General features: G+C 40.3%; 20 protein-coding genes and 1 tRNA gene. 13 read left to right on the forward strand and 8 right to left on the reverse strand.

The annotated features are described in order from the left end of the window. Positions 1-78: 78 nt before the first annotated feature. Entirely contained in the window at positions 79-783 is a 705-nt protein-coding gene (yycF, locus tag AC27FM_RS05715) for a response regulator YycF (RefSeq protein ID WP_025023587.1), read from the reverse strand. Positions 784-949: 166 nt separating this feature from the next. Between yycF and AC27FM_RS05720 the strand changes: the two genes are divergently transcribed. Further along, a tRNA-Lys gene (locus tag AC27FM_RS05720) sits at positions 950-1022 on the forward strand. A 216-nt stretch (positions 1023-1238) separates the two neighbouring features. Here the strand turns inward: AC27FM_RS05720 and AC27FM_RS05725 are convergent. After that, positions 1239-1718 (reverse strand): AraC family transcriptional regulator, encoded by a 480-nt coding sequence (locus AC27FM_RS05725; protein ID WP_487086631.1) that lies wholly within the window; start codon positions 1716-1718, stop codon positions 1239-1241. A 243-nt stretch (positions 1719-1961) separates the two neighbouring features. Between AC27FM_RS05725 and AC27FM_RS05730 the strand changes: the two genes are divergently transcribed. The 4 genes from AC27FM_RS05730 (at position 1962) to AC27FM_RS05745 (ending at position 7831) form a co-directional block, all read left to right on the forward strand. Further along, on the forward strand, positions 1962-2888 hold the full coding sequence (locus tag AC27FM_RS05730; protein WP_487086632.1) for a hypothetical protein: 927 nt from the start codon (positions 1962-1964) through the stop codon (positions 2886-2888). A 200-nt stretch (positions 2889-3088) separates the two neighbouring features. Continuing rightward, on the forward strand, positions 3089-4207 hold the full coding sequence (locus AC27FM_RS05735) for an exonuclease SbcCD subunit D (RefSeq protein ID WP_487086633.1): 1119 nt from the start codon (positions 3089-3091) through the stop codon (positions 4205-4207). A gap of 1 nt (position 4208) precedes the next feature. Then, positions 4209-7346, forward strand: coding sequence for an AAA family ATPase (locus tag AC27FM_RS05740; RefSeq protein ID WP_487086635.1), 3138 nt, complete (start codon positions 4209-4211; stop codon positions 7344-7346). Positions 7347-7444: 98 nt separating this feature from the next. Then, complete coding sequence (locus AC27FM_RS05745; protein WP_487086637.1) at positions 7445-7831, forward strand: MerR family transcriptional regulator; 387 nt, start codon at positions 7445-7447, stop codon at positions 7829-7831. A 36-nt stretch (positions 7832-7867) separates the two neighbouring features. On the opposite strand, the gene AC27FM_RS05750 is transcribed toward AC27FM_RS05745, so the two are convergent. Continuing rightward, positions 7868-9634, reverse strand: coding sequence for a glycerophosphoryl diester phosphodiesterase membrane domain-containing protein (locus AC27FM_RS05750; protein WP_487086639.1), 1767 nt, complete (start codon positions 9632-9634; stop codon positions 7868-7870). Positions 9635-9791: 157 nt separating this feature from the next. On the opposite strand from AC27FM_RS05750, the gene AC27FM_RS05755 reads away from it, so the two are divergent. Next, positions 9792-10745 carry an aldo/keto reductase gene (locus AC27FM_RS05755; protein ID WP_487086641.1) on the forward strand — a complete coding sequence of 318 codons (954 nt, stop codon included), beginning with the start codon at positions 9792-9794 and terminating at the stop codon, positions 10743-10745. 34 nt (positions 10746-10779) lie between these two features. Here the strand turns inward: AC27FM_RS05755 and AC27FM_RS05760 are convergent, their stop codons facing one another. Further along, complete coding sequence (locus AC27FM_RS05760) at positions 10780-11526, reverse strand: YibE/F family protein (protein ID WP_487086643.1); 747 nt, start codon at positions 11524-11526, stop codon at positions 10780-10782. After that, positions 11523-12602 (reverse strand): YibE/F family protein, encoded by a 1080-nt coding sequence (locus AC27FM_RS05765; RefSeq protein ID WP_487086645.1) that lies wholly within the window; start codon positions 12600-12602, stop codon positions 11523-11525. Before AC27FM_RS05765 ends, AC27FM_RS05760 begins: the two co-directional genes overlap by 4 nt. A gap of 430 nt (positions 12603-13032) precedes the next feature. Here AC27FM_RS05765 and trpX point away from each other — a divergent pair, with 430 nt between their 5' ends. The 7 genes from trpX (at position 13033) to argD (ending at position 20039) form a co-directional block, all read left to right on the forward strand. Next, positions 13033-14031, forward strand: coding sequence for a tryptophan ABC transporter substrate-binding protein (trpX, locus tag AC27FM_RS05770; RefSeq protein WP_487086894.1), 999 nt, complete (start codon positions 13033-13035; stop codon positions 14029-14031). Next, a complete protein-coding gene (locus tag AC27FM_RS05775) occupies positions 14028-14918 on the forward strand; it encodes an ABC transporter permease (protein WP_487086647.1) in 891 nt (296 codons plus the stop codon). Before trpX ends, AC27FM_RS05775 begins: the two co-directional genes overlap by 4 nt. Next, a complete protein-coding gene (locus AC27FM_RS05780; RefSeq protein WP_487086648.1) occupies positions 14915-15664 on the forward strand; it encodes an ABC transporter ATP-binding protein in 750 nt (249 codons plus the stop codon). Before AC27FM_RS05775 ends, AC27FM_RS05780 begins: the two co-directional genes overlap by 4 nt. 180 nt (positions 15665-15844) lie before the next feature. Next, a complete protein-coding gene (gene argC, locus AC27FM_RS05785) occupies positions 15845-16870 on the forward strand; it encodes an N-acetyl-gamma-glutamyl-phosphate reductase (RefSeq protein WP_487086650.1) in 1026 nt (341 codons plus the stop codon). 17 nt (positions 16871-16887) lie between these two features. Beyond that, a complete protein-coding gene (argJ, locus tag AC27FM_RS05790) occupies positions 16888-18102 on the forward strand; it encodes a bifunctional glutamate N-acetyltransferase/amino-acid acetyltransferase ArgJ (protein ID WP_487086652.1) in 1215 nt (404 codons plus the stop codon). A gap of 26 nt (positions 18103-18128) precedes the next feature. Further along, positions 18129-18860 carry an acetylglutamate kinase gene (argB, locus tag AC27FM_RS05795; RefSeq protein WP_487086654.1) on the forward strand — a complete coding sequence of 244 codons (732 nt, stop codon included), beginning with the start codon at positions 18129-18131 and terminating at the stop codon, positions 18858-18860. 21 nt (positions 18861-18881) lie between these two features. After that, on the forward strand, positions 18882-20039 hold the full coding sequence (argD, locus tag AC27FM_RS05800; protein WP_487086656.1) for an acetylornithine transaminase: 1158 nt from the start codon (positions 18882-18884) through the stop codon (positions 20037-20039). Positions 20040-20077: 38 nt separating this feature from the next. Here the strand turns inward: argD and AC27FM_RS05805 are convergent, their stop codons facing one another. The 3 genes from AC27FM_RS05805 to AC27FM_RS05815 form a co-directional block, all read right to left on the reverse strand. Continuing rightward, complete coding sequence (locus tag AC27FM_RS05805) at positions 20078-21217, reverse strand: trans-sulfuration enzyme family protein (protein ID WP_487086658.1); 1140 nt, start codon at positions 21215-21217, stop codon at positions 20078-20080. 40 nt (positions 21218-21257) lie between these two features. Further along, on the reverse strand, positions 21258-22166 hold the full coding sequence (locus AC27FM_RS05810) for a PLP-dependent cysteine synthase family protein (protein ID WP_487086660.1): 909 nt from the start codon (positions 22164-22166) through the stop codon (positions 21258-21260). A gap of 260 nt (positions 22167-22426) precedes the next feature. After that, entirely contained in the window at positions 22427-22852 is a 426-nt protein-coding gene (locus AC27FM_RS05815; protein WP_487086662.1) for a MarR family winged helix-turn-helix transcriptional regulator, read from the reverse strand. Positions 22853-22947 lie beyond the last annotated feature (95 nt).

Consider the following 22947-nt stretch of genomic DNA (forward strand, 5'->3'; position numbering starts at 1 on the left):
TATAAATTGCAATATATAGTTTTCATTATACAGCTTTCAAGATAACAAAAAAACTGACCCGAAGAGTCAGTTGATGAGTTAAGCTTCTGCCTCAGGATCTCTGAGGTAGTAGCCCACTCCACGTCTAGTCATGAGCCATTCTGGTTGACTAGGATTATTTTCGATTTTTTCACGAAGACGACGGACGGTAACATCTACCGTTCTAACGTCTCCGAAGTAGTCATAACCCCAAACTGTTTGAAGTAAATGTTCACGTTTCATTACTTGACCTATGTGCTGAGCTAAGTAATACAATAGTTCAAACTCTCGATGAGTTAATTCAATTTCTTTTCCATTCTTGGTTACTGTGTATGCGTCGGGCAGAATAGTTAAATCACCAATCTTGATTTCGCTATTTTTGCTTTCGTCATTTTGAACATTTCTCTGCGTTCTCAATCGAGCTTTCACACGAGCAACTAATTCACGGTTAGAGAATGGTTTGGTCACATAATCATCAGCACCAAGTTCCAAACCAATAACCTTATCGATTTCAGTATCCTTAGCGGTCAACATAATAATCGGTGTATCTTTAGTTTTTCTTACAGTTCTAGCCACTTCTAAACCGTCAATAACTGGCAACATTAGATCAAGTAAAATCAGATCTGGATCGTCTTCTTCTACTTTATCGAGTGCTTCTTGACCGTCAAAAGCTGTTATGACTTCGTAACCTTCGTTTTCCAAATTGTATTTTACAATATCGGAAATGGGTTTTTCATCATCTACTACTAGAATTTTTTTTGCCATATTATCTCTCCTTGACGTGACTATTATACTAGTTATATCCTATTAAAACAAAATCAACATAATTGAAGCTTAAAAAAAATAAAAATTTTATTGAAAAAGTACTTGCCTGATATTTTACCCGTATGGTATTATATATCTCGTTGGTTGATACAACACATTAACACATGGGCGGCTAGCTCAGCTGGCAGAGCAACGGACTCTTAATCCGTGGGTCCAGGGTTCGATCCCCTGGCCGCCCATAAATGCATCAGTTAAGCGATTATGTTTAGGTTTTATACCTTAACATAGTCGCTTTTTATTTTACAACAATAATACACTACCACTTAGATGACTCTTTACTCGCGAATTATGTCATTCTACTTCCAATTATAGATGCATCCAATTGTATATACAAATATCATGTGTAGATTTCAAAACAAAAGGTTCGGAATTTGACTCCCGAGCCTTCTTTTTTATTATTTAACTGGAATCATCATCTCACAATAACCGGCTGTTACCAGTGACTGCCGATAGCGCTCGATTATAGGTCGTCCCACGATCACCAACTCGTTGGCAGTTAGTAGTCGCGGCATCTCTGTGTAAAAATCTTGAATAGCTTCTTTCGTATGTTCAATTTTAAAGACAGCGTACTTTCCACCAGTCAAAGTGCTCTGACTGATCGTAGTCTGAAAATCCTCTTTATCGGTTACTAAGCATACGTCATAACGACAGTCTTGATCTGGTGTTACTTGGGGATCATCCAAGGCTATCCCTAAGATGGTAGAGTTTTCGAACAAGTTTTCAGCTTTGAGCCAATTTTTAAAAGTTTTCATCAGAGATTTATTTTCAAAGCCATAGATTCCTACCCGTCTAAAATAAGCCACCTTCGTCGGTGGTAAATATTCGATATTCAATTTGATTCGCTCCATTTTTTTACTCGGTCGACCTGTGCTCATATCATAACTTCTATTAAAATGAAATACAGCAGTTTTTATTAAAGATTTGATAATAAATTGGGTGAAACTTTTTTATGATATTCCAAAATATATTTTTCAATCACTGATTAAATCAGTATATAAATACTAAATAATTACCAGAATTATTCAAACGCTTTTATCAGAAAATAAAGGGTTCTCATTAGACGAGCACCAACTTAGTTATATAGAATATGGATAGCTTAAATGAGGAGGACCACCACCATGGAACAACCTTCAAATTCAGAATCGGATATAATTGAGATTCTCAACCGCCACAACATCTTTTTTGAACGCGAAAAGATCTTTCAAGGGCTGAAAAATGTTAACAACGACGCCTTTTTACCCGTAGATTTTGCGTTGAATGTCGATGGGTTCTTAGCAATCATCGAATATAACGGATCCCAACATTATCGGCCTATCAATAACAATCCCAGCTCGATCGCAGCTTGGCACCGGCTCACCCAAAATGGTTCAGCTCGAATGAATTTTGCTAAAAAAAATAGCATCCCTCTGCTGATCATTCACTACAAGGATCGTAAATCAATGAAGCATCTGATACCGAAGTTCATCGAGGACATCCGCTCACGCCAACACGATACCAAATCTAGCTACACGAAGAACACCAAGGCTTACTTCTCTACCTACCCCTACTCCAATTACGACAAAACAGCCGATACACCCAACGCTCCGATCAATCCGCTCAAATTAGAAAAAATCGACGACCTCGGTTGTTTCAATATCGACCACGCCATCCTCTGGACAAAAGAAGGATTGGACACCTTAGTCGCTCGAGAACAAAATTATAAATCAGAGATCGAACAGTATAAGAGTGTGACTTCCGAATTAGTTTTGCACGTCCACGAATTAGAGGAACAAGTTGAGCGACAGTCCGACCTGATCCAATCCCTGACTGATCGCAAGAGCATCTCCTATGAAAAAAATCCCCAACAGGAGCTACCTGACTTTATCGGTAAATTTCGGCGCAACGATTCACCTAGATCACGCTTGACTGATGACGCCAAGACTTTCATCCGCTTACTTTCCAATCGTTACAGTGTTGATATTTTTGAAATTCATCGCTTTCTCAAAATCAATTACGATGAGAATATTTCCGTTCCGACGATCAAAAAATGTGTTGAGAAAATTTAGCTTGCGTGTGCAAACCTACGTTCGTATAATATTCTTAACGATATCTTTAGTTAGGAATACTCTTGTGCTATTGAATAAATTGTTTCACAAGAAACACTCTGCAAACATTCACATAGAATCTCCTACGCTAAAGTATATCCTTGAATAAGGATTATAATAGTTACTAAAAAATAGTTACTAAAAACATGGGGGATATCTATATGCGGTTTTTGCACACGGCAGATTGGCACATCGGTAAAAAATTACACGGTTTCGATTTGCACGATGAACAACAAGATACTTACGAACAAATATTGAAGATCGCTGAAACTCAAAAGGTCGACGCCGTGGTCATCGCCGGTGATCTGTACGATCGCGCCGTTCCCGGAGAAGACTCGGTCAAACAACTGAACAGCATGCTGATAGACTTGAACTTGGAGCACAAGTTCCCATTATTGGCTATCAGTGGCAATCATGATAGCGCAACTAGACTACATACTGGTAGCGAGTGGTTCAGTGCGACTAACTTCTACTTGAATACCAAAGTCAGTCATTCGACCACTCCTGTGGAATTCAACGATACACAGTTCTTTTTATTACCATACTTTGAGCCTTTCCAAGCTCGACAATATCTTCAAGATGAAGATATCAAAAATGTCAATCAGGCGATGATCAAATTAGTCGAAGAAATGAAGACTCAATTCGATCCTGCAAAAAAACACGTTTTAGTAGCACATTTTTTTGCGGCTGGTAGCGAACACGTGGATTCCGAAACTCAAGTTTCAGTCGGAGGTTTGAACGCTGTACCAATCGACATCCTCACTGACTTCGACTATGTGGCACTTGGTCACTTACACGGTAAAGACGCATTACATGCAGATAAGATCAAGTACAGTGGCTCACCTGTGAAGTTTTCTATTTCGGAGACCAAGCAGACGAAGGGCGTTTGGATCGTGGACACTGATCCTTATCACATTGAATTCTTCCCACTGACACCTTCCAAAGACATTCGTATCCTGACTGAAGATTATCAGACACTAACGACACCAGAGTTTTATAACCATCAAAAAAGAGATGACTTCTTGTCAGTTCAATTGACTGATAAAAAAATCATCCCTAATGTGATGCAACAATTGCGTGAGATCTATCCTTTTATCATCAACCTAGAGCGAGTTAACGGACCAATTCAGACTGACACTATCGCCAAAGTAGATCCTAATCTCGACCCCATGGCACTTCTCAAAAACTTCTTTACTGAGTCAACTGACGAAGAAATGTCACCTAATCAAGAACACTGGGCGGCAAGCACACTGAAGAACGCCAACAAGGAGGTCAATTAGGATGAAACCTTTACAATTAGAATTGAATTATTTCGGACCATATCGCCACGAAAAGATCGACTTCACCCGTTTCAATGACTTTTCCGTCTTCTTGATCAGTGGCAATACTGGCGCTGGCAAGACCACGATTTTTGACGCCATGTGCTTTGCTCTATTTGGCGGTACTTCTGGCAACGATCGACAGGCTAAGCAGATGCGCTCTGACTTTGCGACCCTGCAAGACGAGACTAAAGTAAAATTCAAGTTTGAACATCAAGACCGAACTTACTCGATCATTCGGACACCGGAGCAAGAACTGCCAAAAAAACGTGGTACTGGTACTCGTCTCCAACCCGCCGAAGTTACGCTACAAGTCTTCGATGAGACTGGGACTCAAGTGGACGAATATAAAAAAATAAATAAAGTTCAATCATATATTCACGAATTACTACAATTAACTAGAGAACAATTTGTAGAGATAGTCTTACTGCCGCAAGGTCAATTTCGTAAGTTCCTGATGGCCAATAGTGATGAAAAAGAAAAAGTCCTCCGTGATATCTTTGGTACTAATCTCTACGGTCACTGGGCTCAGGATATTAAGAACAAGCTCAAGCAACAGCAACAACTAAATGAAGATGCCTCCAAAGAACTCAGTACCTATCAACAACAGCTGGTTTGGGTAGACTTGGACGATGAGGAACCTTCTGAACTGACTCCACAAATGGCATTGGACAAACAATTAGAACAAAAAAAACTACAAACTCAACAATTTGCTAAACTGAAACAGTCTTTGGATCAGGCTAAGAAAGATTTGTCCGTCGCGCAAAACAACGAGGCTGAAGGTAAGAAACTAGCTCAAAATTATGCGGACTTAAGTTCCTTGAATAAAAACCTAGAAGAACTTTCGGAACAAGAAGAAACTATCAAACAGCAGCGCCAAAAAATTGAGACCTTAGATTGGGCGCAGTCATTAGCTTCTGCGTCCCAACAGTTGGAACAAACTCAGCAACAAGTCGAAACGAATACTGAAAAGATCCAACAATTAAAAACCACTAAAGAGACTTTAGAAACACGAAAAGAATCAGTCGAACATAAAATCAAAAACCTCGATGATGAAAAAGAATTGTCCAAAGAACGTCAGAATGAAATTCTGACACTACAAGATAAAAAAGAAGTTTATCAACAAGTCGAAGATACAAAAAAAGCTTTACAAACGGCTCAAGATCAATTGAATAAATCCCAGATCCAAGATACTGAATTAACTAAAAAATCAAAAGAATTGACTGAGCAAAATAGAATTTTGCAGAATCAGGCTGATAACTTATCGACTATCTTAGAAACTGAAAATCACTTAGCTGAACAAAAAAATAAGCTCGATAAAATATTCGAGCAAGTGACAGCCGTATCTCAGCAACAAACGAAACTTGAATCTCAAAATCAAAAAATTAACACTCAGCAGATAGATGTCGATCAACAAACAAACGAGTTTGAAAAACTTAAAAAAGCGTATGTGCAAATAAACAGTGATTGGGCCAGTGAACAAATAGCCCTCCTGAGCAGGGACTTAGTCGCAGGCGCTCCGTGTCCAGTTTGCGGTTCCACAGAACATCCCGCGCCCGCAGCAACGAATACGATCACAGTAACTGAAGAACAAGTTAAGCAGGCTAAGAAAATCAGTGACCAAGCTAATTCTCAGCTAGTGAGTTTACAAACTCAATTGGCAAACTCAAAACAACAGTTGGATGATATGAAAAAAGAATTAACATCCTCTCAAGATTCTTTAGCTACGCTAGTACAAGCAGAGTTAGAAATTAAATATACTAGCCTATCGGAATTGAATACTAAATTAACTGATTATCAAGCGAATTTACAGGTTGAACAAATGAATAATCATCATCAAAAAATCACTGCCCAACAAGCTAAAGAAGCTTTAGTCGTGGTTCAACAAAACTTGACCAATTCCGTGCAGCAACAAACCACACAGGCTACTCAGACTAAAGAACATGAAAATATCGTTCTCCGCCTACAAACTCAGTTACACACTCAAAAAGAGCAACTGGCGGAAAAATTTGAAAATCTAGCCGAACTAGAAACTTATCTGAATAAAATTACAGTGGTAGAAGCACAGTATCAGCAAACCGTCACTGAAGCTAATCAAAGTTTAAATATACTCAACAATCAACTTTCTGCTAACACATCCAGTTTAACTTCCACCAATGAATACTTGGCTGACGCCAACAAGAGAAGCGAGTCACTCAATGATTCATTAGCTGCTGCAATGAGAACTAGATGGCATGACGTTGATTTCCCACGATTGGCGACCTTATTAGCCGAACTACCTCAACTAGCTAACTTACGGTCTATCATCAGTGACTTCGAAAGAAACAAGTCTACATTAGCAGGGAAAATTGAGACTACTCAGAAAAATATTGCTAACAGACCTCAACCAGACTTATCAAAACTAGCCGAAAAAACTCAATCGGCTTCGGACAATGAAGATGGTCTCGATAATAAATATCACGATTTAGATAATTTGATTCAGAGCAACGAAAAATTAACCCAGAAGATGCAAGAGATCCTCTCACACGTCCAAGAACAACAGGGTCAATTAGCTGAACTAAAGCAATTGTCTGACGTCACTAACGGCAGTGGTTCACAAAAATTAAGTTTAGAGCGTTTCGTCTTACAAACTTATCTCCAAAAAGTTTTATTTTTGGGTAATACTAGATTGCAACAGCTGACCAACGGTCGCTATCAATTCCAACTTGACCGAGATATCGGTACATACAAGAACGGTACTGGCTTAGAGATCAACATCTATGATGACAACGCTGGTAAAGTTCGTAGCGTTCATACGCTATCAGGTGGTGAGAGTTTCATCGCTGCTCTGTCGTTAGCCCTAGCACTGGCTGAAGTGATCCAAAACCAAGCTGGTGGTATCAAGATCGATGCCCTTTTCATCGACGAAGGTTTCGGTTCTCTCGATGAGGATGCACTGGCAACTGCCATGGAAGCTCTCCAAACGATCGAAAGCCACTCACGGATGATCGGTATAATCAGTCACGTGCGTGAATTGGAAGATCAACTGCCCGCACAATTGCAGGTGATCGCCGATGGCGATGGTATCAGCCATGTCAAATATCAGCTTGAATTTGAATAGCCGTATTAAATAAGTGTTCCATAATAATCTTTATAGTCTATAATCTATTGATAATAGATTGATACAAATTTCTTAGTTGATTTTGTAAGGAGATAATTATGGGATATACAATCAGTGATGTAGCAAAGAGAACTGGTATCAGTTCGTACACGTTAAGATATTACGATAAAAAAGGACTCCTACCTTTCGTGACTCGCGATGACAATGGTCGCCGACACTTCAAAGAACATGATTTTGATTATTTATCGACGATCAATTGTCTCAAAAAAACCGGCATGAGTCTCAAAGATATCAAGGAGTTCATCGAATGGTGCCAAGATGGAGATGACACGCTGGAGGAACGACGTGATTTTTTGATCGGACACCGCAAAGACGTAGAAAAACAACTCCAAGAAGTTCAATCATACTTGGATCAGATCGACCGTAAAATCGATTACTACTCCAGAGCTTACGAAAAAGGTACTGAAGATGGTGTCGAATGCTAAAAACGAGTTTGGAAATAAATTTCCAAGCTCGTTTTTTTAGAATGGATTTTGCATCTGCAAGATATAATTGTAAATACGTTTTGCATAGCCTGCTTGATCAAAATTACTTCGTATCTCCGATTTCAAATCTGATAAATCATCAGTAATAATGCCATCGACATCCAAAAACATCATCTGGCTCATGTCAGCCGTATCATTCACCGTCCAAGCATATACTTTTTTACCGATAGCGTGACTACCATCAACAAAACTCGAATTCAAAGTGGAATATTCCATAGTGAATCCATCGGCATCACTAATAGGTACTCCCGTTAAATTGAACGAAAGAATGTAATTGGCAGCAATCTTAGGCATGTATTTCTTACTCTGCTCGATATAGCTGTATTTCAACGAATGAACCATGTCGCCATTTTTGCCCAATTGTTTTCCATACTTCTTGGCAAAATTCTCTACAAATTGGTCACTATTTCCACTGACCGACTTGAATTCGACTAATAGTTTTTGATGCAACTGCGTAGCAGTTTTTAAGTAATCGTCAAAACTAGCAATATAGGCCGTCTTCCCATTCTCATGGATCTTGGTCTGAGTCAGTTCGTTCAGCGTCATCTGGCTAGGTCGCTTATTGATCCCTGCCAACCCCTTGAGGGTATTATCATGATAAACAACATACTGATGGTCTTTTGTTTCTTGAATATCCATTTCAATGTAAGTAGGTTTTTCCTTAGCGGTAGCTTTTAACGCTGAGATAGAGTTTTGAACACCATTACCGTTATCAACTCCACGATGAGAGATAGTCGCTGGTCGTTCCATCAGCCAACCTTGGAAGTAAACTACATCATATGTCACAAAACTAAAAATCGTTGCCACGAATAAGAGTGCCCAAAACCACTTGTGAGAACGATTCTTACGTGGATTGTAAATATACATGGTCTTAGTCTGACTCAGTATTATCAAGGTTGATACCGAAGTCACAAATATACTTGTCAAAATATTGATCAATTGAACTAATGTCAAGTTGACGATCGCCATGGGGAACTGTACTAACGAAATGTGATCTAATCCCCACTGCGCTGCCAGAATCAATCCGTATGATACGTTGGAAAAAATCGAGGCGGCGACGAACAAGATAAAAAACGCACCTAAATAATAAAAAAATTTATTTCTAGTCATGCGCCAACTACGATCTAGCGCGCTCTTAATACTGCGATTATCAAAAATAATCAGCGGAATCACAAATAGCCAACGTATCCCGATATAAAAAATAACTATATAAAGAACTAGCAGAGTTATACCCCAAGGTAGATGTTCTGTGAATAACCAATCTAAAATAAACTGAGGAACTTTGACCTTACTCAATAAGTTCGACGAGAAGCCTATGTCCGCAAAGGGAGTGATGATCAAAAAGTACAATAAGAAAAATCCGAAGGCTTTGAATGGTAAACTGGCGATCTCTCGAACGATCGACTTCAAATAATCCCGCCATCGCAAATTAGCCCTAGATTTGATGGCTTGAAAACTGAGCAGCACAACTGCGAATTGGCTAAATACTAACAGTAGTATCAGCAATAAAACCAAAATCAATCCTACAAAGACTAGTGGTTGCTGTAAGACGATATCCAATAAATTAGTATATGAAACGTATTTGATGTCCCCTAACATCAAAATCCAGTTGGTCAACAGTGCCAAAGCTGGAATCAAAATAAAATTGATGATCAATTCTATCAGAATGATAACCTGACTGTATTTCCAAAAGAATTTCCAGAAGTTGCGGTTTTGTTCCTTAAAAAACCTAAAGCTCCCCATAACGGATTCCCCCATTCTAACTACTTTGATAATAATACTAGTGAACGGGTAAAAAGTAATTATTAAAATTTATTTATGAAATAATTTCGATTCAGACTTGACTTAGACTACACTCTAAGACTTAAAGTGTAGTTATCAACTAGAGAGGGGCAACATAATGAAACAAGTAAATATAGGTAAGACTAAGTGGCAAGCATCTGCTGTCGCTTTGGGTATCATGCGCATGGGAACTTTGTCTACAAAAGACGCAACCAAGGCCATCGAAGCCAGTGTAAATAGCGGTGTCAACTTCATTGATTCAGCCGACATTTATGCGAATGGAAATTCTGAGCTAGTCTTCGGTAAAGCTCTCAAAGAATCCTCTGTTTCTAGAGATCAGTTATTCATTCAATCAAAAGGTGGTATCGTTACAGATCCTGAACGTGGCGGCGGTGATCTAGTCTTTGGTAAACGATACGACTTCTCAAAAAAACATTTGCTTGATGCAGTCGACGGTATCTTGGAACGTATGGATATCGACTACTTAGATTCATTCTTACTTCACAGACCGGATCCACTGATGGAACCGGAAGAAATCGCTGAAGCCTTTGATGAATTACAAGCTAGCGGCAAGGTCCGTCACTTCGGTGTTTCTAATTTCAATACTGAGCAATTTCGGATGGTTCAAGCTGCTGTGGATCAAAAACTTTTGATCAATCAATTACAATTCAGTATCATGCACACTGGCATGGTCGACTACGGCATGCACACTAATATGGCCGACACACGTTCGATCAATCATGACGGCGGCATCCTGGAATTTTCAAGAAGAAATAACGTAACTATCCAAGCTTGGTCACCATTCCAATACGGCATGTTCGAAGGAGTTTTCATCAACAATGACAAATTCCCTGAATTGAATAAAAAATTACAAGAACTAGCTGACAAATACAAAGTTTCAAAAAACGCTATCGCTACTGCTTGGATCTTGAGACATCCCGCTAACATGCAAGTTGTTATCGGTACAATGAATCCTGAGCACATTACCGACAGTGTGGCTGGTGCGGATATCACTCTTACGAAGCAAGAATGGTACGACGTATACTTCGCTGCAGGAAATGATTTACCATAAAGATAAATAAATAACACCCCATCAACATGGAGTGTTATTTTTTATTCCGTTTAACGCTACGATATACCAAGTATGAAGTAACTGGAACAGTTAAAATGACGCCTATTTCACAGATCAGCATCGTTATGACCTGTGCGACTACCAATTTATCATTGATGATCTCAGTCAAATTGTCATTCAGTGAGTGGATCAAAAAGAATAGCGGAAAAGTCGAAGCAAAGAAATTGAATAGGAGCGTATTAGTCTGCGTGCTTAAAATTCTATTACCAACTGAGAAGCCATCGTCAAAGGCCTCAGTCGGTGTCAGCGTCGGCTTGTTATCGACAATTTCATTCAAACCACTAGTTATCGCAACGCTAGTTTCAGAGATCACACCCAAACTATTGACGACGATAATGGCGATCGCCAATTGTGGAAAGGACACACCCGCGGCAAGGGAGAAACCTTCCAACTCTTCTTGGTCTTCCACTCCCATCCCCTGTGCGCTTGCCCAATATTCAATCGGAATAGTAACCAAGATGATGACTACCATGATCAGTAGCGACGTCTTGAAGGCGATATTAGCGGTATTAGGATTCTCGACATTCATAAATATCGCGACGATCAAGATAATTACCGATACTATGGCAGTAGTGATCAAGACATTGAAACCATCAGCTATCAGTATCAGTAAGGCAACGATCGAAATAACGTTGATGACCAATCCAAACAAGAGCGAGATACCTCGACTACCAGCCACCAATAACAACAAAATTACAAATGCGCCTAACAAGAATGTCATGCCATCGCCCTCCTTGTAATTATTTTACTAGCGATGAAACTTGTGATCGGAACGGTGAGAACGATTCCGATTCCACTGATCAACAACTGCGCCAAGCCTAAGCTCAAGGTCATATTGAATGTATAATTGATCGAATTACCGTTACTCAAGTACAACAAAACAACGTTCAGATGTTCCGCTATGACGATGAATAACAAGATATTGATCAGCGGTCCGATCAGTTCGCGACCGATATTAATTCCCGACTTGAACAGAGTCGTTTCTGTCACCGCTGGAATTTCTTTTTTCATTTCGATCAGCGAGGAAGAAATATCCATCGTCTCATCCAAAATAACACCTAGAACACTGAAGATGACTTGTGAGATGAAGACGCTAAAGTACGGCTGTAAGCCAAAATCAGTCAGTTCGATATGCACACCACTGTAATTCGAGATTTTTAATAAGAAAATACTCAACAAAATAGAGACCGTCGTGGCGATGACGGTGCTAGCATATGCCATCAGCGCATCTGATGTAAAACCTAAAATAACGACCAGTGCGATTCCAGAGATGATCAAAGCCGTTATAACGGTCATCAGTAACAAAATGCTGTTATGCGTATTAATAAGTATTTTCATGAAACCGTAATAAACCAATAAGTTCAGCATCACACTGATGAATAATTTTTGACGGCTAAACTGCATACAAAACAGTAAGATAACGATCAGGCCAATCGTAAAGACCAAGATCGTATCTCGCTTCACGTCGTTGATCAAGTAATGCTTCCCTGTTTTGATCAGCATCACCTGTTGCCCTACCCGAAATTTTTGGTCAGTTAATTGTGATTGATAATATGTATTCTTTAACGAGAGTTTTTGACCTCGTTTAGCAGTATTCAAAAATCGACCGGTGATTTTCTGTGTGACTTGCGTGTCAGTATTTTTATACTCATCCGTGCTCTTATCCTTTTTTAACACTTGGACTGATTCCACCTTGATGACGGGATCAGGATACAAAAACGAATCAAAGCGCGTCAACAAAGTTGCGACCAAAACCAGCATCGCTACTGTAATAATCCGTAAATATTTTTTTTTCATGTCTTCACCATTTCAATTATTATCCTATAGTAGCACTTAGGTATGAAACACAACAAATCCTAACAAATCTAAATTTCTTGTTGACAATGTCATAAATTTGAAATATCATTTTTGTCATCAACTACTCAACTGAACATCAGCTGAAAATTCGTTAGGAGATTTCGTTATGAAAAATATTAATTCTCTAAACATCGTGAATATTCGTTGGCAAAGCCGATAATTCAGGTTGATCCGGTATGGATGTGACCTGAAGAGGATCATATCCGTGTCGGCTTATTAAACTAGTTTAAAACTTAAGCCCACATGGAATTTCTAGATTAAGTCCATGTGGGATTTTTTTGTACTAAGACAATCTCACAAGCTATGAGATTGTCTTTTTGTTTTTTATAAATTCTAATTCACGAGTTACGGGGGAGAAAAAATGAAACATATGAAACGCTTATACGGAACTATTATTTTCTTATTCGCCTTTTTGATATTTGCCTTTTTCTACACAGGCCACAACGAAACGGTCGCCAAAAACAAGATTCCTAAGGTCGGTGTCTTACAATTGATGTCGCATCCAGCCTTAGACCAGATCAATAAAGGATTGGACGACACACTGAAGAAGCACGGTTATATCAACGGTAAAAACATCAAAATCGAGTTCCAAAATGCCCAAGGGGACCAGAGTAATTTAAGAACTATCAGTAAACAATTCGTACAGGACAATGTCGACGTTGCTGTCGGAATCGCTACTCCATCAGTTCAATCATTGAAAAATGCAACATCTACTATCCCAATCGTCATGGGTGCTGTCACTGATCCGAAAGGATTCGGTATCATCCCTAGCAATACTAAACCGGGTGGCAATATCACCGGTGTCTCCGATCAAGCACCACTTGAGAGTCAATTGAAATTGATCAAAGAAATCATGCCTGACATTAAAAATATCGGTATCATCTATACTTCGAGTGACATGTCAGCTACTACTGAAATGAAAAAAATGAGAAAAATCGCTGCTAAACAAGGTATGACCGTTTCTGTTTCTAGTATCAGTAACGTCAATGACCTCGAACAAGTGGCAACTAGTCTATCTCAAAAAGTCCAAGCTATCTTCGTTCCTACCGATAACACGGTTGCCAGTGGTATGAAGCTGCTATCCAGCATCGCTGCTAAGCAAGGCATACCAGTCTTTCCAGCCGCAACAACGATGGTATCTGACGGCGGACTTGCTACATATGGACTGAGCCAATATGAATTAGGTGAACAAACTGGTGAAGATGTAGTTAAGATTCTACAAGGCAAAGGTAAACCAGCAACTATGCCTGTTACCTTCATCAAAAAAGGTCATTTAATTTTAAACGAAAAACAAGCTCAAAAACTCAACATCACGTTCCCAGATTCAGTAGTTAAACGAGCTCAAAAAGAAGGGAAGATCATCAAATGAATCTAATAATATCTACTATCAGTCAAGGCTTCATCTGGGCTATCATGGCCATCGGCCTCTTTATTACATTTAGAATTCTCGACTTCCCTGATATGACCGTTGAAGGAAGTTTTCCCTTAGGCGCTGTCACGGCAGTCATCTTGATCCAACATGGCTATTCACCAGAATTAGCCTTACTAGTATCATTCATCTTCGGCACATTGGCTGGTTTTGCGACAGCCTTCATGTATACCAAGCTACACATCCCTAGTCTATTAGCTGGGATCTTGACTATGACGGCGTTATATTCTGTCAACCTTCGGATCCTTGGTAAAGCTAATATGTCACTGACTAAATCCAACAACATCTTCAATCGCTACGGTTTGAATAATTTACCAGTCAACTTCAATGGTATCGTTCTAGGAATCATCATCATCGCTATCATCACCTTCTTATTGATCATCTTCTTAAATACTGAAAAAGGTCAGGCCGTTATCGCCACTGGTGACAACGAAACAATGGCTGCTTCAATGGGTATCAATACGACCGTCATGAAGTTCATCGGCATCATGGTCTCAAACGGCATTGTTGCCCTGACAGGTGGGTTGATCGCACAACAAAATGGTTTTGCGGATGTCAACATGGGTATCGGCTCCATCGTTATTGGTCTATCAGCTATCATCATCGGTGAAGTGCTCTACCCTGACGTTTCATTGAGCGCCAGAATCGTCACGATCGTAATTGGTTCGATCGTCTATCGTTTGATCCTGATGCTAGTCTTACTACTAGGATTCAATACGAATGATTTGAAATTAATCTCAGCTATCATCTTGGCTCTATGTCTAGCATTGCCAACCATCAGAGCACAATTCTTTCAAGCTTTCAGAAACGGGGTCAGAAGTAAATGAAATCATTATTAGAAATAGATAATGCCGTTAAAACTATATACAACGACAGTCAAGAACTCAACATCTTGAACGGCATCAATTTGTCGATCAGGCCACAGGATTTCATCGTCGTCTTAGGAACGAATGGTGCTGGTAAGTCAACACTACTGGACGCGATAACTGGTGCCAATACCCTGACTTCCGGGAAGATCTTACTGAACGATGACGATATTACACAAACCAATCTTGCCAAGCGCAGTCGTTATATCAGCCGTGTTTATCAGGACCCAAAGCTCGGGACTTCCCCTAGAATGACCGTTGCCGAGAATTTGCTGCTAGCTAAACGTCGTGGCCTACCACGTCGACTACGGTTGCGTAATCTCAAGGATCATATCTCAGAATTTGAAGAATTCACCAAGGATCTACCAACTCTAGACAATCGATTGAATACTTTTACCGAAAAGTTATCCGGTGGACAACGACAAACACTCAGCTTCTTGATGGCGATCATTCAAAAACCTGAATTATTGCTGCTGGACGAACATACTGCGGCTCTTGATCCACAAACTAGTCAGGAACTCATGGAACTGACTAACAAAGTCATTATCGATAAAAAATTGACTTGTCTGATGGTCACTCATAACTTGACTGAAGCGGTCAAATACGGTAACCGCCTGATCGTATTGAAGAAAGGCGAAATCGTCTTAGATCTCGACAATGAAGCCAAGTCAAAACTCAAAGAAGAAGACTTACTTGAATATTTTTAATATAACTAAAGAAGAACGTCTCTGTTGCAGTCAACAGAGACGTTCTTTTCGTTTTATAAATTAGAATATTTTTAATTCAGATTAAAAAAATACTTGTTTTATTAAATTCAAAAGTGTACTGTGTTTATTAATTTCTAAAGACAACGGAATTAATCTGACAGATGAGAAAGGATGATAGGAATGAATGTTGGACTTGTCGGAGTTACTGGTTACAGTGGGAGTGTTTTGTATGAGCTTCTACGACGACATACTCAAGTTGATCACGTTAACTTGTATGGACACGCAAATAAAGTAGCACAACCACTAAATGAAGTTTTGCCACAATTGCGATCACGAGCTGACATTTTACCTTACGATCCTGCTGATATCATGAAGAATAATCAACTAGTGTTCTTTGCCACATCAGCCGGCGTTACTACGAAATTAGCTGAGCCTTTTATGCAAGCTAACTTCCCAGTGATCGACCTGGCAGGTGATTATCGTTTGAAGGAACCATCGACGTATGAGAAGTGGTATAAAAAAACCGCTCCTGCAACTGAGTACCTCCAGAAGTCATTTTATGGATTGACCGATTTTGTATCTTCAAAAGGGCAGACTTATGTCTGTAACCCCGGATGTTATGCCACCGCAACCTTATTGGCATTAGCACCGTTAGTTCAAAATCACATCATCGATCCGACTTCTATCGTCGTGGATGCCAAGTCCGGAACTTCCGGAGCTGGTAAGAAACCAAATGAGATGACACACTTCACTAACACAAATGAAAATCTGCAACTGTATAAGGTAAATGAGCATCAACATATTCCAGAAATCGTTCAACAATTAAAAATTTGGGACGAGAGCGTACCTTATATTCAGTTCACAACAACATTATTACCACTGACACGTGGAATCATGGCCAGTTGCTACGCAAAGGCAAAAACTGACATAACTGAAGATGACGTACGGGACGCTTTTGTCCGAACATATTCAGATGACACCTTTGTGAATGCTACTGAAGGAGTGTTCCCCACTTTGAAACAAGTGATCGGGACTAACTTCTGTGACATAGGTTATCAATTAAACCCTGTTACCCATCAAATTGTAATAGTCAGTGTAATTGATAACCTCCTAAAAGGTGCAGCTGGACAAGCGATTCAAAACTTTAACCAAATGTTTGATTTCGCACCAGAAACGGGCTTGAATCTAACGCCTGTTCTACCATAAATTAGGAGGATTTTTTTATGCTTAAAATCAAAAACGACACGGATGATTACCAGATTATCGACTTCACTTGGCCTAAGGGTTACTACTCAGACGGAATCCACGCGGGACTACGTAAAGTCAAAAAAGACTTGGGGTGGATCTACTCAGAAGTACCTGCTCAAGCAGCTGGAACCTACACTACTAATCAATTTCAAGCGGCTCCAACCAAATTGACCAAACAAATGATCAATCAGGATCATCAACTACAAGCCATCACCATCAATAGTGCTATCGCCAACTCATGTACTGGTGAACAAGGCGAGCTTGACGCTCTCACCACACAAAAATTAACTGCTGAAAAATTAGATATCGCGCCTGAATTAGTCGGCGTGGCTTCAACTGGATTGATCGGTGAGAATTTACCGATGGATATCATCAAGAGCGGTATCGAAAAGTTGCAATTGACTGACAATACTAATGTTACTAGTGCCGTGTTAACGACTGACAAACACACCAAGACTATCAGTACACAACTTGATATCGCCGGCCAAACTGTTACTATCAGTGGTTTCTGCAAAGGTTCTGGTATGATCCATCCCAAAATGGCTACGATGTTAGGATTTGTCATGACTGATGCCTTGGTAGAAGATGATCTATTGCAAGATATCCTCAGTACCGAGGTAGATTCGACCTTCAATCAGATTACTGTCGATGGTGACACTTCTACTAATGACATGGTCGTGACTATGGCGAACGGTCTGGCTGACAACCCCGAATTGACACCAACTAGTCAAGATTATCCAAAATTCGTCAACGCCTTTCATCAAGTTCTGAGCCAACTAGCTCAAGATATTGCAGAGGATGGTGAAGGTTCAACTAAGCTAGTCGAAGTCAACGTTCATAACGCTGCTACCCATAATGATGGTCAAAAAGTTGCCAAAGCTATCGTCGGTTCCAACTTAGTCAAATCAGCCATCTTCGGTGAAGACCCCAATTGGGGTAGGATCGTTGCAGCAATCGGACAAACTGATGCGCAAGTCGATATCGAACACACATCGATCCAACTCAACCACTTATCATTGGTAGAAAATAGTCACGCGGCTGATTACGATGAAGCAGAAATGAAACAAGCTCTAACTAGTAATAAGATTACGATCGATGTCGACCTTAATAGCGGTTTTGAATCTGGGCAGGCCTGGGGCTGTGATCTTACTTATAATTACGTCCGAATCAATGCCACATACAAAAGCTAAAAATAAATCGGTATGAGGTGGAGAAAATGGAAGAAACAATCGTGATAAAAATCGGCGGCAATGCCAGTGACCAGCTGCCCGAAACGTTCTTTGAACAAATAAAAAATTGGTGGGATGAGGGCAAACACGTCCTGATCATTCATGGTGGTGGACCACAAATATCACAGTGGAGTGAGATGCTTCACTTGAAAGTCCAAAAAATCGATGGTATTCGTGTTACCGATCAAACTACTTTGGAAGTGACCAAAGCTGTTTTATTAGGAATGGTTCAACCCAAATTGTGTCAGAGCTTGTCTGACAAGGGACTACCAGTCGTAGGTTTGAATGCCAGTGACAATCATCTGATCCAAGGTCAATATCTGGATCAAACGACTTATGGTGAAGTCGGCAAAGTTACTAGCATCAACAAGGATTGGCTAGATGATGAACTGCAAAATCAAATCGGAGTCCTATCGCCCATGGCACAGACTTCAGAGGGAAATTGGCTCAACGTTAATGCCGATATGGCGGCAGCAACGATTGCGGTTCAGCTTGAAGCAGAGTCGTTAGTCTTGATAACTGATGTTCCGGGCGTCCTCAAATCGGGCAAAGTCTTACCCAAACTGACAGAGACCGTGGCTGATGACCTCTTCAAAAAAGATATCATCAAATCAGGCATGATGCCTAAGATAAATGCCTCCTTCACCGCATACAACAACGGTGTCGATCAGACTTTTATCACCAACGACTTGTGCAAACCGGGAACGAAATTTCAATAAAACAACTGGAGGATCCCATTTATGGAACATGTATTTCCAACGTATCAACGCTTCCCCTTTGACTTAGTCGAAGGACACGATTGTTACTTAACAGATAATAATGACAAAACTTACTTAGATTTTACTAGTGGTATTGGTGTCTGCAGCTTTGGATACAGTAATCAAGTGATCCAAGATAGTCTGGCAGATCAATTACAAAAAGTTTGGCACACGTCAAACCTCTACGAAAGCCAACTACAAGAACAAGTCGCTAGTCAGTTGTGTAACGATGACCAGTTAGCTTTCTTCTGTAATTCAGGTACTGAAGCAAATGAGGCCGCCTTCAAATTGGCTCGTAAAGCTAGTGGCAAATCGACCGTGATTGCTTTCAACAATGGCTTTCACGGCCGTACGTATGGATCAATGTCTTTGACCGGCAATCCTGATATCAAGTTAGGTTTTTCACCGATGGTGCCAGACATTATCTTCGCCGACTATAACGATGATCAAGCTATCACACAGATAACACCCGATATAGCGGCGGTTATCCTAGAAGTCATTCAAGGTGAAGGTGGTGTGAATGTCGCTGATCCAGCTTGGCTATTGAAGATTCAAACTGCTTGCCATGAAAATGGCGTCATCCTGATCGTCGATGAAGTCCAAACAGGCATAGGCAGAACTGGGACAAAGTTTGCTTTCGAGCAATTCGGTCTAAAACCCGATATCATCACTCTGGCCAAAGCTCTCGGTAACGGTACACCGATCGGTGCGATGATCGGCAATAAGAAGTTTGCCTCTGCTTTCGGTCCCGGATCTCACGGAACGACTTTTGGCGGTAACAAGCTCTCGTTGGCAGCAGCGACTGGTGTATTGCAACAGCTAACTCCAGACTTTTTGGCACAAGTTCAACACAAATCCGAACTAGTTTGGAATTACTTGAACGATGAGATCGAGCCACTGGAAAACGTCGAAAGTATTTCTGGTTTAGGTCTAATGATTGGTATCCACTTAAATAAAAATATTTCTGTCAGCGAACTCATTACTGATTTACAGGCTGATGGATTGCTAACCTTATCCGCTAAATACAATACATTGCGTCTGCTACCTCCTCTTATCATGAGTGAGCAACAACTACTCAGCGGTTTAGCGATGATCAAAACAGCGTTACAAAAAGCTGTAACGGTAACGACTGACAAATAAAAAAATCCTCCGACAATAAATGTAGGAGGATTTTTTAGTTAAATTTGGTCAAAGGCTTGTTTTAAATCAGCCATTAGATCTTCGGAATCTTCGATACCAACCGACAATCGGACTAATTCATCTTTAATTCCATTTTGCAGACGAATCTCACGCGGAATGGCCGCATGTGTCATAACGGCGGGCACTTCGATCAAACTTTCGATTCCGCCTAAGCTTTCAGCTAAGTCGACTAATTGTAAGCTTTCCACGAATTTCTTAGGATCAAGTCCCGCTTGCAATTCAAATGAAATCATAGCGCCAAAGGTACGCATCTGCTTCTTGGCAATTTGATAACCTGTTGAATCTGGATTGCCAGGATAATAGATCTTAGCGACCTTGTCATTATTATCTAAGTAATCGTATACTAGCTTGGCATTATCAGCGTGTACCCGCATTCTAACACCGAGCGTCTTAATGCCGCGCATCAATAACCAACTGTCATCTGGTCCTAGAACACTACCGATCGAGTTCTGTAAGAATGCAAGATCTTCAGCAATCTTATCGTCACTAGTAACTGCTAATCCAGCAACAACATCACTGTGTCCACCAAGGTATTTTGTAGCACTGTGGACCACGATATCAGCTCCTAGTGTCAAGGGATTCTGGTTATATGGTGTCGCAAACGTATTGTCAACGATAGTTTCTAATCCATGTTGTTTGGCAATCTTTGCGATCCCTTCAATATCAGTGATCTTCAGCAATGGATTAGTCGGTGTCTCCAAATAAATTGCTTTGGTATTAGCTTGGATGGCCTGCTCTACTGCATCAAAGTCACGGGTATCGACTGAAGTGAATTTTAAGCCAAAGCGCTTCAAGACTTTGTTGATCAATCGGAAAGTCCCACCATAGACATCATTTCCAACTACAATGTGGTCTCCGGATGAAAAAGTTGAAAAGACCGCATGAATGGCTGCAGAACCAGATGCAAAGGCGAATCCATACTTACCATCTTCAATCTGTGCGATCAATTTCTCTAATGAAGCACGGGTAGGATTACCAGTACGACCGTATTCCCATTTTGGACCTGCTCCCAATTCGTGTTGATGGAATGTGGACGAACGATAGATCGGTGTTGAAACTGCTCCAGTCGTTGGATCCTCACTGAAACCGCCATGAATAAGTTTTGTATTGAATTTCATAATAATACTGCTCCCTCTTTAAAATCATTTTTATTATAGACTACTTATAGATATTTTTACTCAAATAACGTTCGCTGGAATCTGGAAATACCGTTACGATAGTCGAATCCTCAGGTAACTCCGCAGCAACCTTTAAACTAGCAGCTAATGCCGCTCCACTGGAACTGCCTGCAAACAATCCTTCGTTTTTAGCTAACCAACCCACGTAGTAAAAGGCATCGTCGTCACTAATAGTTTTGACCCCGTCTACGGTAATATCCTTAAAAAATGGAGGTATGAATTCCACGCCGATCCCTTCGGTGCGATGAGCGTGTTCTGGTCCACCATTGAGAATCGAACCTTCCGGCTCGACCGTGATAGCTTTCATCTGTGGATTTTTTTCCTGCAAAGCCTTAGTTGTACCTACGAAGGTTCCACCACTACCAGAGCCTGCCACAAAGGCATCTATCCCATCTGGCAAGTCGGACAAGATTTCTGGACCCATCGTGCGATAGTATGCTTCTGGGTTAGCGTCGTTTTCAAACTGCATCGGTACATAAGAATTAGGAATTTCTTCCGCTAGAAAACGCGCTTTTTTCATGGCCCCAACGATGCCCTCCTCAGCAGGAGTGTTAATCAACTCAGCTCCCAAAGCCTTCATTAAGACTTGCTTCTCTTGACTGAATCTCTCAGGAACTACCAATTTTACAGGCAATTGATAACGTTGAGCCGCCAGTGCCACACCAATACCCGTATTCCCCGCAGTTGGTTCGATAATCGTCGTGCCACTTGTGATCAAACCTTTGATGATACCATCTTCGATCAAATTGACCCCCAGACGATCCTTGATACTCCCTCCCGGATTGAACATCTCCAGTTTGGCATAAATATGACTGTGGTTCGGTGTCTGGATATTCAGCTTGAGTAGTGGTGTATTGCCGATAGTTTTATAAATATTGTTTATTAACATATGAATTCCCTTCTCAATAAAAAAGTATAAAAAAATGGGGTGCAGATAGATGTCTGCACCCCATACGAATACTACTAGTCCGTAGATCAAAATCAGATACTCAAACTAGTGGATCGCATAAGATGCGAACCACAACAACAACTGTTTTGTGTTTGAATATCAGTTAAAAGCATGTCTAGGACCTCCCGTTGATTTATGAGTATGAGAATAGGCTTATCAAAAGACATTGTCAAATGTTTTTTAGCGTTATAGCGCTATAACTAGTCAGATAAACTATTTATCACCTGTTTTAAGGCATTCTTAAATTCATCTTTGTTATCCATACCGATCACTTGAGCAATCTTTTTTTCGGTCATATCAAAATAATTATTGATTTTTTTCGCTAGGAGATGTGACTTGGGAGTTAAGAGGATTCGCTTCAACCTCGCATCTTGCTTAACAGACACACGCACGATCAAATCACGTTCTTCCATCAACTTTAACGCACTAGTAGCCGTAGCACGGCGAATGTTGAATTCCTGTTCTACGTCCTTTTGAAATACATTGCGGCAATCTTCTTCCTGCGAAACATAATCGATGATACTGATCTGAACGCTAGTCAGTCCTAACGTTTGAGCAAATTTATCCGCGTCACGATTGACTGCATTGTTGGTCTGTTTGATCAGTGTTTCAAATGATCTATCCATATTTAACTCCTATTGTTCATGTTCTAACTGTTAATCAATACTAGCATATATTGTCAATTTTATGTTATAACTTTCTTAGTTAGTTTGAATTCTAA

Source organism: Companilactobacillus sp. y65-5 (assembly GCF_057541095.1).